This window comes from Micromonospora sp. CA-248260 (assembly GCF_050942205.1).
GTDB classification, from domain to species: domain Bacteria; phylum Actinomycetota; class Actinomycetes; order Mycobacteriales; family Micromonosporaceae; genus Micromonospora; species Micromonospora antibiotica.
Genome location: NZ_CP192021.1, coordinates 6,586,442 through 6,600,315, shown reverse-complemented (window position 1 = coordinate 6,600,315; position 13,874 = coordinate 6,586,442). Strand labels below are relative to the sequence as shown.

11 protein-coding genes are annotated in these 13,874 nt (G+C 73.7%); 4 read left to right on the top strand and 7 right to left on the bottom strand.

What is annotated here, in order from left to right; all coding sequences use genetic code 11:
* The first annotated feature begins 41 nt into the window (after positions 1–41).
* Positions 42–812 (top strand): enoyl-CoA hydratase/isomerase family protein, encoded by a 771-nt coding sequence (locus tag ACQP2H_RS28690; RefSeq protein WP_433229535.1) that lies wholly within the window; start codon positions 42–44, stop codon positions 810–812.
* A gap of 117 nt (positions 813–929) precedes the next feature.
* Here ACQP2H_RS28690 and ACQP2H_RS28685 read toward each other — a convergent pair whose 3' ends face one another.
* Both ACQP2H_RS28685 and ACQP2H_RS28680 read right to left on the bottom strand, forming a co-directional pair.
* On the bottom strand, positions 930–1,373 hold the full coding sequence (locus tag ACQP2H_RS28685; RefSeq protein ID WP_219464999.1) for an HNH endonuclease: 444 nt from the start codon (positions 1,371–1,373) through the stop codon (positions 930–932).
* A 444-nt stretch (positions 1,374–1,817) separates the two neighbouring features.
* Positions 1,818–2,786 (bottom strand): hypothetical protein, encoded by a 969-nt coding sequence (locus ACQP2H_RS28680; protein ID WP_357536408.1) that lies wholly within the window; start codon positions 2,784–2,786, stop codon positions 1,818–1,820.
* Positions 2,787–3,006: 220 nt separating this feature from the next.
* Here ACQP2H_RS28680 and adhE point away from each other — a divergent pair, with 220 nt between their 5' ends.
* Positions 3,007–5,580 carry a bifunctional acetaldehyde-CoA/alcohol dehydrogenase gene (gene adhE / locus ACQP2H_RS28675; RefSeq protein ID WP_433229534.1) on the top strand — a complete coding sequence of 858 codons (2,574 nt, stop codon included), beginning with the start codon at positions 3,007–3,009 and terminating at the stop codon, positions 5,578–5,580.
* A gap of 55 nt (positions 5,581–5,635) precedes the next feature.
* Here the strand turns inward: adhE and ACQP2H_RS28670 are convergent, their stop codons facing one another.
* Positions 5,636–7,162 (bottom strand): hydroxysqualene dehydroxylase, encoded by a 1,527-nt coding sequence (locus ACQP2H_RS28670; RefSeq protein ID WP_433229532.1) that lies wholly within the window; start codon positions 7,160–7,162, stop codon positions 5,636–5,638.
* Positions 7,163–7,220: 58 nt separating this feature from the next.
* Entirely contained in the window at positions 7,221–7,742 is a 522-nt protein-coding gene (locus ACQP2H_RS28665) for an MSMEG_6728 family protein (protein WP_219464992.1), read from the bottom strand.
* A 111-nt stretch (positions 7,743–7,853) separates the two neighbouring features.
* Here ACQP2H_RS28665 and ACQP2H_RS28660 point away from each other — a divergent pair, with 111 nt between their 5' ends.
* Positions 7,854–9,644: an NAD-binding protein gene (locus ACQP2H_RS28660; protein WP_433229530.1), complete on the top strand. Its 1,791-nt coding sequence runs from the start codon at positions 7,854–7,856 to the stop codon at positions 9,642–9,644.
* Here ACQP2H_RS28660 and ACQP2H_RS28655 read toward each other — a convergent pair whose 3' ends face one another.
* From ACQP2H_RS28655 to ACQP2H_RS28645, 3 genes are all read right to left on the bottom strand, one after another.
* Entirely contained in the window at positions 9,645–10,877 is a 1,233-nt protein-coding gene (locus ACQP2H_RS28655) for an APC family permease (RefSeq protein WP_363819739.1), read from the bottom strand.
* 52 nt (positions 10,878–10,929) lie between these two features.
* Entirely contained in the window at positions 10,930–11,445 is a 516-nt protein-coding gene (locus tag ACQP2H_RS28650) for a peptidoglycan-binding domain-containing protein (protein ID WP_219464991.1), read from the bottom strand.
* Between the two features lie 205 nt (positions 11,446–11,650).
* Positions 11,651–12,421: a phosphatase PAP2 family protein gene (locus tag ACQP2H_RS28645; RefSeq protein WP_433229528.1), complete on the bottom strand. Its 771-nt coding sequence runs from the start codon at positions 12,419–12,421 to the stop codon at positions 11,651–11,653.
* On the opposite strand from ACQP2H_RS28645, the gene ACQP2H_RS28640 reads away from it, so the two are divergent.
* Positions 12,333–13,829 (top strand): DUF4032 domain-containing protein, encoded by a 1,497-nt coding sequence (locus ACQP2H_RS28640; RefSeq protein ID WP_433229526.1) that lies wholly within the window; start codon positions 12,333–12,335, stop codon positions 13,827–13,829. The two genes, ACQP2H_RS28645 and ACQP2H_RS28640, sit on opposite strands and share 89 nt — an antisense overlap.
* Positions 13,830–13,874: the final 45 nt, after the last annotated feature.

Sequence of the window (13,874 nt, the reverse complement as noted above, 5' to 3'; positions counted from 1 at the left end):
GCACCGACGCGGCACGTGCCGGTGCGGCGACGAGAGGGGTGGTGGCGGTGTCGGACGCGGAGTTGACCGTCGGGGTGACCGGCGCGGTGGCGACGGTGACGATCCGGAACCCGGGCCGGCGCAACGCGATGACCCCGGCCATGTGGCGTCGGCTGCCGGTGCTGCTGGACGGGCTGGAGTCCGACCCGGCCGTGCGCGCCCTGGTGCTCACCGGTGCCGACGGGGCGTTCTGCGCCGGTGCCGACCTCGGCGCCCTCGACGAGCTGCTGGACGAGCACGGGGACGCGGGCATCGCGGTCGCCGCCGAGGAGCGGTTGGCGGCGTTCGCCAAGCCCACCGTCGCGGCGGTGCAGGGCCCCTGTGTGGGTGGTGGTTGTCTGCTCGCGGTCGCCTGTGACCTGCGGATCATCGCCCCGGACGCCCGTTTCGGGGTGCCGCCGGCCCGGCTCGGGCTGGTCTATCCGGCACCCAGCACCCGACGGTTGACCCGGCTCGTCGGCCCGTCCACGGCCAAGTTCCTGATCTTCACCGCCGAGTTGATCGACGCCGAACGGGCGCTGCGGGTCGGCCTGGCCGACGAGGTGGCCGACGACCTGACCGGCCGGGTCACCGCGATCACCGCCGCCATCGCCGCGCGCTCCCAGCTCAGCGTCGCCGCCGCCAAGGAGATCATCGACGACCGGGCCGGACCGGCCAGGATCGCCTGGTGGCACCGCAAGGTGCAGGACAGCGGCGAGGCCCGGGAGGGCGTCGCCGCCCACCACGAACGCCGCCCACCCGACTTCCCCTGGTCCCCGACGGGCGCTCACTGACCGTCAGTCACCCCGACTGCCAACGGCGGGTGGTGAGGCCGGTGGGATGGTGAGGGCCGGCGGGCGTCGCGCCGGGGCGTACCCGACGCGACCCCCTGTGCCCGCCGGCCGGTCCCGTCACCGCCCGGCGAGGCTCGCCCAGCTCGGCGTCGCCGGCTCCCGCCGCAGCGGCATTCCGGCCTCGGCCGGCGTCCGGTCCCCCTTACGCTGGTTGCACCCGTAGCAGGCGGCGGTGGTGTTCCGCCAGGTGTTCCGGCCGCCGCGCGAGCGGGGCAGCACGTGGTCGACGGTGCCGGCCAGCCCGCCGCAGTACGCGCACCGCCCACCGTCGCGGCGCAACACCCCCGCCCGGGACCAGGCCGGCCCGGCGCTGAACCGCCAACGGGTGACGACGTACCGGACGAGGCGGACCACCCGGGGGACGGGGAAGACCCCGATCACCCGGTCCGGCTCGGCCTCGTGGATCTCGGCGACCCGACGGCACAGCATCCGGATCGCATGTTGGACGGTGACCCGGTGCAGCGGGCCGAGGTCGGCGTTGATGACGAGGACGGCGTCCACCGGGCTCTCCCCTCACGGTCGGCGGTCGATCGGTGGGCCCGGACGACGAAGGCCGCCCGGTCCTCAGGTGGGACGGGGCGGCCGGCGCGTACGGGCACGCGTCAGTCGGGATTCCCGTCCCGGGGGTGTTCGGCTCGGTAACCGTCGATGGGTAGCGTCGACCACGCGCTGGTGTGGTGCGGCGACGTCATGGCGTGCTCCCGGTTCGACTGGTTGACCTTGCGCGGACCACGGTAGGCGTGGCGCTTTGGGCGGGCAACGCATTTCGATGCCCAGGCTGCTCCAGGCCCCGCACCCGACGCGGGTCGACCGGAGCCCCGCCCTGCTGCCACCCCGCCGTGGGGCGGCCGCGCGCCCACGCGGCGACCCCGCCGACGGCTACGGGCAGGTCGACCGGGCGGTGCCGGGGCGGCCATGTGCAGACCGGTCGATGCCGTGGGCAGGTTACGAGCGGACCGACCAGACGGTGACGTCGACCGAGGCCGGCTGCGCCTGGTAGCGGTTGTGGTCGATCCGGACGTAGTTGACCACCGTCGGGTCGCCCGGGTCCGGCTGGCAGTAGGTGACCGGGGTGGGTTCGAGCTGTTCGAGGTCGATGCTCGAATACCGCTGCGCCTTCGGGTTGCGGCAGCCCTCATAGCTGAGGTCGGTCGGGTCGTCGGTCCAGTTGTAGAGGGCGAGCTGGTGGTCCTTCCCCTGGAAGATCAGGGTGCCCGCACCGGTGCCCTTCGCCAGTCGGGGCTTCGGCAGGAAGTAGACCGAGTCCCCGTCGAGCAGCTTCCAGTGCGGCGCGTCCTTCGGCGGCACCCAGTCCGGCCCGACCGGCCCGGGGGTGGGCGCCGGCCGGGTCGTGGGGGTCGGGCCGGGGCCGGCCGTGGGCCCGTCCGGCCCGGGGGTCGGGATCGCCGGGGTGGTGGTGGGCGTCGCCCCGGACGGATCGACGGTGGGTGTCGGCCCGACCGGGGTCGCCGTGACGCTGGGGTCGGCCGACGAGGCGTCGACGGAGGTCGTGGGGGAGGCGCTGCGCGCGTCCGGCGTGCGGTCCGTCGGCCAGGAGAACACGGCCACCGTACCGACGATCACCAGCAGCAGCGCGGCGATCCCCGCCGGCAGCCGCCAGCGTCGCCAGCGGCGGCGCAACCCCGGTGCCGACGCAGTGGCGTCTGCTCCGGTCGGTGCGTCGGACGCGGGCGGGGTCGGCCCCGGCGGCAGGGCGGCGGCGTCCGCCGCCGCCCGGGACAGCCGTGGGTCGATCGCGCTGAACAGGGACAACAGCCCGAGCGCGCTCGCGGCGAAGACGCCGGCCAGGCCCACCAGGGCATTGGCCTTGTCGACCCCGATCCGCCAGGCCAGCACCGCCACCCCGATGGCGGCCACGGTGAGCAACGTGTAGGCCTTTCGCGGTCCCGTCATGCGAATCATGGTGGCCGGGGGCGACGGGACACGGTGTCGGGTAGGCGACGCTGCGTGCTCGCCGGGTGACATCGGGACCTTCGGCCGACCGGAGGCACCCGGGACGGCGTGACGACGGGACCTTTGGCCACCGTCGGACGGGTCCTTGCGCCCCACCGCCGAGACGGCCGTCGATGGATGCTGAGGGTGTCCGAGACGCCGCCAACCGCCGAGGTGAAACATGTCGACCGAACTCGCCACCACGATCGACGCCCTGGTCGCCGCCGGCCTCAAAGCCCTGGCCGACTACGACCGGTACGACCAGGAGCAGATCGACCACATCGTCCGCAAGGCGTCGGTGGCCGCGCTGGACCGGCACGCCGCCCTCGCCCAGCTCGCCGTCGCCGAGACCGGTCGGGGGGTGTTCGAGGACAAGGCGGTGAAGAACATCTTCGCCTGCGAACACGTCACGCACAGCATGGCGAAGACCCGTACCGTCGGGGTGATCAGTCGGGACGAGATCAGCGGCATCGTCGAGATCGCCGACCCGGTGGGCGTGGTCGCCGGGATCACCCCGGTCACCAACCCCACCTCGACCACCATCTTCAAGGCGCTGCTGGCGCTCAAGACCCGCAACCCGATCATCTTCGCCTTCCACCCGGCGGCGCAGCGGTGCAGCGTCGAGGCCGCCCGCACGGTACGCGACGCGGCGGTCGCCGCCGGAGCGCCCGAGCACTGCATACAGTGGATCGAGGAGCCGTCGGTCGAGGCGACCACCGCGCTGATGCACCACCCCGGGGTCGCCACCATCCTCGCCACCGGCGGCAACGCCATGGTCCGGGCCGCCTACTCGGCGGGGAAGCCGGCGCTCGGTGTGGGCGCGGGCAACGTGCCGGCCTGGATCGAGGCGAGCGCCAAGCTCAAGCGCGCGGTCAACGACATCGTGCTGTCCAAGTCGTTCGACAACGGCATGATCTGCGCCTCCGAGCAGGCCGTCATCCTCGACGCGGCGATCCACGACGCCGCCATCGACGAGTTCCGCACCCTGCACGCCCACCTGGCGACCCCGGCGGAGAAGGAGAAGCTGGAGGCGCTGCTGTTCCCCGCCGGGAAGCTCAACCCCGACGTGGTGGGCCGGACGGCCGCCTGGATCGCCGACGCCGCCGGGATCACCGTCGCCCCGGACACCTCGATCATCCTGGTCGCGGTCGACCGGGTCGGCCCCGACGAGCCGCTGACCCGGGAGAAGCTCTGCCCGGTGCTGGCCGTGCTGCGCGCCGACAGCCGCGAGCAGGGCCTACGGTACGCCGAGCAGATGGTCGAGTTCCACGGGCTCGGGCACAGCGCGGTCATCCACACCGCCGACGAGGAGCTGGTGGAGGAGTTCGGCCGCCGGGTCAAGGCAGTCAGGATCATCTGGAACTCGCCGGCCTCGCAGGGCGGCATCGGCGACATGTACAACGCGTTCCTGCCGTCGCTGACGCTGGGCTGCGGCAGCTACGGGCGTACCTCGGTGTCGGACAACGTCTCGGCGGTGAACCTGCTCAACATCAAGCGGATCGGCCGGCGGAACAACAACATGCAGTGGTTCAAGGTCCCGTCGAAGATCTTCTTCGAGGCGAACGCGATCCGCTACCTCGCCGAGATGCCCGACGTGCACCGGGTCACCGTGGTCACCGACGCCACCATGACCCGGCTCGGCTTCGTCGACCGGATCAACCGGGTGCTGCAACGCCGCCCCGAGCGGATCGCCCTCCAGATCATCGACGACGTGGAACCCGAGCCGAGCGTCGACACCGTCGACCGGGGGGCCGCGCTGATGCGGGCCTTCCGCCCCGACACCATCGTCGCCCTCGGCGGCGGCTCGGCGATGGACGCGGCCAAGGTGATGTGGCTGCGCTACGAGCACCCGGACGTGGTCTTCGACGACATGCGGGAGAAGTTCTTCGACATCCGCAAGCGCGCCTTCACCTTCCCCACCCTCGGCGCGCTGGCCCGGCTGGTCTGCGTACCGACCACGTCGGGCACGGGCGCGGAGGTGACCCCGTTCGCGGTGATCACCGACCACCGGACCGGCAAGAAGTACCCGCTGGCCGACTACGCGCTCACCCCGACCGTGGCGATCGTCGACCCGGTGCTGACCGCCAGCATGCCGGCGACCATCGCCGCCGACAGCGGCTTCGACGCCCTCACCCACGCCATCGAGGCGTACGTGTCGGTGTACGCGAACGACTTCACCGACGGGCTCGCCCTGCACGCCATCCGGCTGATCTTCGGCAACCTGGAACGGGCGGTGGTCGACGCCGACCCCGAGGCGCGGGAACGGATGCACAACGCGGGCACCATCGCCGGTATGGCGTTCGGCAGCGCTTTCCTCGGCATCGTGCACGCCATGTCGCACACCCTCGGCGCGACGTTCCACATCGCCCACGGGCGGACCAACGCGGTGCTGCTGCCGCACGTGATCCGCTACAACGGCACCGTCCCGGCGAAGCTGTCCGGCTGGCCGCGTTACGAGAGCTACCGGGCACCGGAACGCTTCGCCGAGATCGCCGCCCAGCTCGGCCTGCCGGCGGGCACCCCGGCGCAAGGGGTGGCGTCGCTGGCCGAGGCGGTGGAACGGTTGCGCGACGCGGTCGGCATCGAACCGTCGTTCGCCGCGATCGGCGTCGACCGGGCGGCGTTCGAGGCGGCGCTGCCACAGCAGGCCCTCAACGCCTACGAGGACCAGTGCGCCCCGGCGAACCCCCGGATGCCGATGCTCGACGACATGCAGCAGCTCATGCGGGACGCCTACCAGGGCACGTCGCGCTGACCGGGTGGCCCGACAGCCCGCCCGGCCAGGGGGCCGGGCGGGTTCGGCGGGCGGTTCACTTCCCGGCGAGCAGTCCCCGGGGGCGGATCGAGCGGACCGGCTCGGTGGCGACCCCGGCGGCGCGCAGGATGTGGTTGGCGGCGATGATCCCGGTCGCCGCCGACCGTTCCATCAACGCGCTGGGGAAGTCGGTGCCGATGCCGTCCCCGGCCAGGTAGAGGCCCTCGGCGTCGGTGCGTACCCCCGGCCGGCCGGGGTGGCTGCCCGGGGTGAACGCCGGGGCCTGCGCCTCGACCCGGGCACGCAGCTCACGGACGCCCAACCCGGCGACCTCCGGCCAGAGCGTGACCAGTTCGGTGCGCATCCGTTCGGCCAGCTCCTCGGCCGGCACCCCCTCGTCGCAGGCGTACGCGTGCAGCTCCACCACCGCGCCGCCGGTGCGCTGCGCCCACCGCCGGGACTCGTTCTCCAACCGGTGGTAGAGGGTCACCGAGTCCAGGGTGGGCTGGCGGGACACCCCGCTGAACACCGCCCGGTCGGCCCGGACGTCCCCGTCGAGCCAGTACCGCGCCACCGCGTACGGCGGGCCGGGCCGACCGAACGCGGGCATCCGCGCCACCAGCTCGGGCGCCACCGCGACCAGGCCGGGGGAGGCGTCGACCAGCGCCGCCAACGCGGGCGGGTCGACGGCCAGCACCACCTGCCCGGCGGGGTGGACCGTGCCGTCGGCGGTGGTCACCCGCCAGCCGTCCGGCTCCCGGTCCAGCCGGGCGACCGCCGAAGCGGTGTGCACCCGGCCGCCGTGCTGCTCCACGTACCGGGTCAGTGGCTGCCAGATCGCCGTGGCGTAGTCCTCGTCGGGGCAGTCGAACGCCAACCCCTCCGGGTTGCCCAGCAGATAGAAGTGGAACTGGGCGATCATCTCGGCGGCCGACATCTCGGTCTCGTGGTTGAAGAACGAGTGCGAGAAGACCTCGAACAGCATCGCCCGCGCCCGGTCCGGCAGCTTCAGCGAGGCGAGCAGCGCGTCGGCGGTGGTGTCGTCGAACTCGGCGTAGGTGCGCACCGGGTCGTAGCTGAGCAGCGGCAGCGCGGCGTCCCGGTCCATGGTGCGCAGGTCGGCCAGGCGCAGGCTGGGGCTGCGCAGCAGTAACGCGAGCAGGTTGGCCGGCGGGGCCGGGGGCAGCCGGCCGAACTCCTCGGTGGGCCACTGCGCGGACAGGATCGGATAGCCGGGGATCGGCTTGAGGAAACCGAGCGTCGGATCGACCCGCCGCAGGATCGACCGCCAGTTGTAGTACTGCCGGAAGAACGCGTGGAAGCCGTGCTCGTTGACCTGGCTGCCGTCGGCGAGCGCCTCCGGCCACGCGCCGAGCCGGCCACCCAGCGTCGGCGCGGCCTCCAGCACCGTCACGTCCACCCCGCGTTCGGCGAGCACCACCGCCGCCGACATGCCGGCGATCCCGCCGCCCACCACCACGGCCGTGGTCGGCCGGACCACCCGGGGGGCGCCACCCCCGCCCGGGTCCACCACATGCTCGCGTACGCCGATGAGCCGGCCCAGCTTCTGCGACAGCGCCATGTGCACCTTCCGACCCGAGGGACCCCCAGTCTGCCCGACCAGGCCCGATCCGGCCCGGTCAGGACGGTGCGGCACCGCCACCGGAGGCGTCGGCGGGTCGGCTGGCGGCGGCGAGCGGGGGACGGTCGGACGGCGGCCAGACGTACTCCAGATCGGACGGCACGTCGCCGAACTGCGGGCGGTAGTGCTCCGGGTCCTTGCGCAGCAGCGCCGACCGGTGGCTGCGGTGCAGGTCCTCACGACCCAGCCAGGGTGGCAACTCACCGGCGGCGGCCAGCTCGGCCTGGCTGCGGACCCGGCCGTCGCCCCGGGCGGCGGTCAGGTCGGTGACCAGGGTCGACGCGCAGGTGTCCGCCCGGCCCGCCGCCGCCCAGACCGCGCACACGTCCAGCCCGTACCGGGTCAGCGCCTCCTCGTAGCCGGCCCACATCTTCACCGCCGGGTGGTTGCGCCAGCCGTACCCCGGCCGGGTCAGCCCGCGCAGCACCTGGAGCGCCTCCACCCGCTGCTTGCCCAGCCGCCGCTGGTCGAGGGACCGCGCGCTGGCCAGAAAGTCCGGGTACGGCAGGAACGTCTGCACGCCCGCTGCTCTACCCGCCGCCACGCCCACCATGCCTGCCTGACCGACCGGTACCGTCCGGTGCGCGCACCAGGGCTGCGTCCCCGGCGACCGGCTGGCTACCATCCGGGCATGGCCGAACCCCTGCGGGACCGGGCCCGGCGCGCGACCGGCTGGCGGTTACGGATGAACGGCGACACCCGTCCGCACTACGTGGTCTGCGGCAACGACCCGCTGGCGTACTGGGTGGTCCGGGCGCTGCTCGGCACCGAGCTGGCCCACGGCCGGGTGCGGATCACCCTGGTGGTGCCGGAGCGCCGCCGCTCGGAGGGGCCCGACGGGCGGGACGTCGACGGGGTGCAGGTGATCCGGGCCGACCGGCTCGACGAGGCCACCTTCCACCGGGCCGGCCTGGCCGGGGCGGACGGGTTGGCCCTGCTGCACCAGGACGACGTGGGCAACATGCACGCCGCGCTCTGCGCGCAGGAGGTGGAGCCCCGGCTGCGCTTGGTGGTCCGGATGTTCAACACCAGCCTCGCCAACGGCCTGCGGCAGCTCTTCCCCGACTCGGCGGTCCTCTCCGACGCCTCGATGGCCGCCCCGGCGTTCGTCGCCGCCGCCCTCGGTGAGGTGGCCCCGACCCACTTCCGGCACGGCGGTCGCACCCTCTACGTGGCCCGCCGCGCCGACGTCCGCCCTGCCGACGTGGTCTGCGGGCTGGCCGTCACCACCGATCCGGACCTGGTCCGGGTGCTGCCCGCCGACGAGAAGGCCGCCGACGTGGTGCTCGCCGAGGCGACCGGGCAGCCCGCCGGCACCGAGCTGGCGGCCCGCCGGCTGGTCCGGGCCCGACGTCGCCGCCGACCCCTGGCGGTGCTGCTGCGGGCGGTCCGCAGCTTCGCCACCCGCAAGATCGGCATCGCGGTGCTGACCCTGCTCGGGGTGATCGCCCTGCTCGGCTGGCTCAACGCCCGTGCGGTCGCGGTGAGCTGGACGGAGGCGCTCTACCTGACCCTGGTCACCACGCTCAGCGGCCAGGACCCGGACGTCACCAAACCGGCCGCCGCCCAGATCATGCAGGTGGTGCTCAACCTGGCCGGGCTGGCGCTGATCCCGCTGATCACCGCCGTGGTGGTCGACGGCATCGTCAACGCCCGGCTGGCCCTGCACGCCGGGCGCATCCAGCCGGAACGCACCGGGCACGTGGTGGTCGTCGGGCTGGGCAACATCGGTACCCGGGTGATGGCGCAACTGCACGACTTCGGCGTCGAGGTGGTGGCGATCGACCGCAGTGCCGAGGCGCGGGGTGCGGCGTTGGCCCGGCGGCTGGGCGTACCGCTGATCGTCGGGGACGCCGCCCGCGAGGAGACGCTGCTCTCGGCCTCGGTGGAACACTGCCAGGCGCTGGTGGTGGTCTCCACCGACGACGGGGTCAACCTGCGGGCCGCGCTCAACGGCCGGGCGCTCAACCCGGAGCTGCGGGTGGTGCTGCGGCTCTTCGACGGCGACTTCGCCGAACGCATCCAGCGGGCGTTCGGCATCGGCATCTCACGCAGCGTGTCCTACCTGGCTGCCCCGTCCTTCGCCGCCGCCCTGCTGGACCGGGCGGTCATCGCCACCATCCCGGTCGACCGGCACGCCCTGCTGGTGGTGGAGGTGCCGGTGGTGGCCGGTGCCGCGCTGGACGGCCGCCCGCTCGGCGCGGTGGCCCGCCCCGGCGAGGTGCGCCTGCTGGCCCATTCCCGGGTCGGGCAGAAGACCGACTGGCGGGCGGACCCCCGGATGGTGATCTCGGCGGGGGACCGGCTGACCGTGGTGGCCCGCCGGGCCGGGCTGGCCGCCCTGCTCCGCGAGACCACCCCGCCGCCACCGGCCCCGCCGCCGTCCGCCGGGGTGCCGGCCTCGCGTGATCCGCAGGAGTGACTAGCGGGGGCGCAGGGCGTACCAGAGCGCGCCGAGGGCGAGCACCCCGAAACCGGCGAGGACGCTGGCGGCCGGCAGGTTGACCGCGAGCAGCAGGCAGCCGACCAGCCCCAGCGCGGCGAGCGCCCGGACGGGCACCCGTCGGGTCGGGTCCGGGCCCAGGGTCCACGCGGCGGCGTTGGTGATCGCGTAGTAGACCAGCACCGTGCAGCTGGAGAAGCCGATCGCGCCCCGGACGTCGCCGAGCGCCACCACCGCGACCACCACGGCGGCCACGGTCAGCTCCGCGCGGTGCGGGACGGAGTGCACCGGGTGTACGGCGGCCAGCGCCCCCGGCACGTCCCGGCGGCGGGCCATCGCCAGCAGGGTGCGACCCACCCCGGCGAGCAGGGAGAGCAGCACCCCGGTCACCGCCACCGTGGCCCCGGCCCGGACCACCCAGGCCAGGCCGGGCAGCCCCGCGACGGTCACCACGTCGGCCAGCGGCGCGACGGAGGCGGCCAGCCGGTCGGGGCCGAGCACGCCGACGGCGACCACGGCGAGGACCAGGTAGACCGCCAGCACCACCCCGAGGGCCAGCGGCACCGCCCGGGGGATCGTGCGGGCCGGGTCGCGGACCTCCTCACCGAGGGTGGCGATCCGGGCGTACCCGGCGAAGGCGAAGAAGAGCAGCCCGGCGGCGGTGAGCACGCCCCGGGCCGTACCGCCGCCCTCGGCGAGCCGGTCGAACCGGACGTCCCCGGCGGTCAGGCCGGTCACCGCGACCAGGGCCAGCACCGCCAGCACCACGACCACCAGCACCTTCGTGGCGGCGACCGTGCGGGTGACGCCGCGCAGGTTCACCCCGGTCACCGCGAGCACCGCGCCGACCGCGACCAGCCGGGCCTGCCCCGGCCACAGGTACGCCCCGATGGTCAACGCCATCGCCGCGCAGCTCGCCGTCTTGCCGACCACGAAACCCCAACCGGCGAGGAACCCGGCGAACGGGCCGAGGCGCTCCCGGCCATAGACGTAGCTGCCGCCCGATTCCGGGTAGCGGGCCGCCAGCCGGGCCGAACTGGTCGCGTTGCAGTAGGCGACGAACCCGGCCAGCGCCAGCGCCACCAGCAGCCCGGCCCCACCGGCTGCGGCGGCGGCCGGGGCGAAGACCACGAACACGCCCGCGCCGAGCATCGCCCCGAGCCCGACCACCACCGCATCGGGTACGCCCAACCGCCGGCTCAGTCGATCCACCAGCGCAGGTTAGAGACCGGAGGTGAACGGGTGGTACCCGGCGCGCAGCCGGTCAGGAGCAGATGCTGAAGTTCGCGTAGGTGTACGAGAGGAGTTGCCACTCCAGGTCGGGGCCGAGGCTCATGTCCCACCTGCCGTCGGCGCGGCGATCGAAGTAGATGAAGTTGGTGCCGGCACCGTCGTAGTAGAACCACGACTCGTAGACGCTGAGGCGGGTTGCCGCCTTGGCCAGGGTCCCGGAGCCGACCACGCCGTCGCTGCGTAGGCCCCGGTCGCTCTGCCACTTCGTCGTGGCGGAGGTCGTGACCGGCCCGAACCGACAGTCGATTCCGGAGCGGTCGAGATAGCCGTCGGCCCACAGGATCATCTGCCACATGGCGACGACGTTGCTGTGCGGGCGCGTCGAGGCGGAGACGGGGCCCTCATCCGCCCAGTCGTCCGCCCATGCCCCCGCACCCGCGACGTACCCCTGGCTGACGGAAGCCGACGCCGGCGCTGCGGAAATGGCGAGAGCGCCGAGCACGGCGACGACCACCGCCGTCGCGACGACCCTGATGCGCAGAAACATGGGTATCCCCCTCTGACTGCCGGACGGGCTCCGCTGGACACAGGCTTGACGATTTCTCGTCCGTTGTCAGGCAGCCTTCCGTCGTCAGGAAGGCGGGAAGCGGACAGCTGGCCCGGGGCCGGGTGGGGCGACCATCCTCGTATCCCCCGCTCCGCTCTGCCGGGGCGAGGCGTCGGGTCCGCAACCGGACGACAGCGCGGCCCAGTTAGGCGTCGGCGGTGAACGGACGGTCCCGGCCGCGCAACCGGGCCGGTAACGGCAGGTCGTCCCAGGGGACGCGGCGCAGCAGCCGGTCCAGCAGCAGCCCCAGCAGCAGCCCGGCCACCGAGTCGGTCAACCAGTGCCAGCCCAGGTAGGTGGTGGTGCACAGGACCACCAGCGGCGGCACCACCCGCACGGCGGTGACCAGTCGGGTGGGCATCCGCCGGCCCACCGTGCGCAGCAGTGGGACGAGCAGCAGGGCGAGCACGCCGTACCAGACGATCGCGTTGGCCACGTGCCCCGACGGGTACGACTGGGCGTAGCGGACCGGCAGGTCGTGCTGGAACAGCGGCAGGGTCTGCTCCGGTGACAGGAAGGGTTCCTTGACGCTGGCGCTCGGGGCCGGGCGGGCCGTCCACACCTTGAGCGGCCCGATGGTCAGATTGGTGAGCGCGAAGGCGACCACGGGGGGCAGCATCGGGCGCACCGAGCGGAGCCGGACGGCCAGCAGCACCCCCAGGGCGGCGGCCAACAGCGTCAACGGGGTGCCCTGGCCGAGCAGGTTGAGCACCCGGGCCACCCAGTACGCGGCGGTCGGCCGGTGCGCGTCGGCCCAGTCGGCGACCGCCCGGTCGACACCGAACAGGTGGCCGGTGGCGAGCGCCCACGTCAGGCCGACCAGGGCGGTGAGCAGCAGCAGGTCGAACCACCAGCCGGCCGGGCGGACCGGCCGCAGCCGTACCCCGCCGCGTACCGTCGTGGTTCGCTCCCGCACGCGATCACGCTACCGGCCGACCACCGGGGCCGTGGTGGCAAGGGGCGTGGCCAGCCCCGCCGGGGCCCCGCGTGGGACGGTGGCGCGGCCCCGGCGGGTGGTGGTACGGCCCCCGGCGGGTGGTGGCGCGGCCCCGGTCGATGTGTGTCGAACCACGAAGGGAGGCGCACGCCGGGGAGCACCCGGCACACTTGTCCCCGTGCGGATCACCTCGGCCCTCGTCGACCCGGCGCTGCTCGACCTTCCCTGGTCGACCCCGCTGGAGCAGTGGCCTGCCCGGCACCTGGTGGCACTGCCGCAGGGCATCTCCCGGCACATCGTCCGGTTCGTCCGCCTCGGCGACTACGTGTACGCCGTCAAGGAGACCGGGGAGCGGGTCGCCGAACGCGAGTACGACCTGCTGCGGGCGCTGGAACGGATCGACTTCCCGTCGGTGGAGGCGATCGCGATCGTGGCCGACCGGCAGGCCGACGACGGCACCCCGCTGGACCCGGTGCTGATCACCAGGCACCTCCAGTTCTCGTTGCCCTACCGGGCGCTGTTCTCCCGCACGCTGCGCCCGGAGACGATGGGCCGGCTGCTCGACGCTCTCGCCGTGCTGCTGGTCCGGATGCACCTGACGGGCTTCTTCTGGGGCGACTGCTCGCTGTCCAACACCCTGTTCCGGCGGGACGCCGGGGCGTTCGCCGCCTACCTGGTCGACGCGGAGACCGGTGCGCTGCACCGCACGCTGTCCAACGGGCAGCGCGGTGAGGACCTGGAGATCGCCCGGGTCAACATCTTCGGTGAGGCGCTGGACCTCCAGGCCGCCGGGCTGCTGCACGAGTCGATCGACCCGGAGGTGGTGTGCGAGGAGGTCGTGCAGCGCTACGAGCGGCTCTGGCACGAGATCACCTACGAGCAGCAGGTCGAGCGGGAGGCCCGGCACGACATCGAGGGCCGGATCCGCCGCCTCAACGACCTGGGCTTCGACGTGGCCGAGGTGGCCCTGTCGACGGTCGACGACGGGCGTTACCTGGTCCGCCCGAAGGTCGTCGACGCCGGCTACCACACCCGGCGGCTGATCCGGCTCACCGGCCTCGACGCCGAGGAGAACCAGGCCCGTCGGCTCCTCAACGACCTGGACGCCTACCGGGTGGAGAGCGACCTCACCGACGAGCAGCAGGCGGCCCACCGCTGGCTGACCGAGGTCTTCGAGCCGGTCGTCCGGGCCGTCCCCGCGCACCTGCGGCACAAGCTGGAGCCGCAGGAGATCTTCGCGCAGATCATCGAACACAAGTGGCTGCTGTCCGAGCGGGCCCGCCGGGACGTGGGGATGGGCCCGGCGGTGCAGTCGTACCTGGCCGACGTGCTGGTGCACCGCCCCGACGAGCAGGCCGTCCTGGGCGTCGAGGTCCCCACCGCCTGACCCGTCCCGCGTTCCGGCCGGGGGACGGTACTGCGTCGACCGGAT

Coding starts and splice junctions, on each gene's coding strand:
- ACQP2H_RS28680 (WP_357536408.1), bottom strand. CDS start 2,786: ATGACGGGACCGCGAAAGGCCTACACGTTGCTCACCGTGGCCGCCATC.
- adhE (WP_433229534.1), top strand. CDS start 3,007: ATGTCGACCGAACTCGCCACCACGATCGACGCCCTGGTCGCCGCCGGC.
- ACQP2H_RS28670 (WP_433229532.1), bottom strand. CDS start 7,162: ATGGCGCTGTCGCAGAAGCTGGGCCGGCTCATCGGCGTACGCGAGCAT.
- ACQP2H_RS28660 (WP_433229530.1), top strand. CDS start 7,854: ATGGCCGAACCCCTGCGGGACCGGGCCCGGCGCGCGACCGGCTGGCGG.
- ACQP2H_RS28650 (WP_219464991.1), bottom strand. CDS start 11,445: ATGTTTCTGCGCATCAGGGTCGTCGCGACGGCGGTGGTCGTCGCCGTG.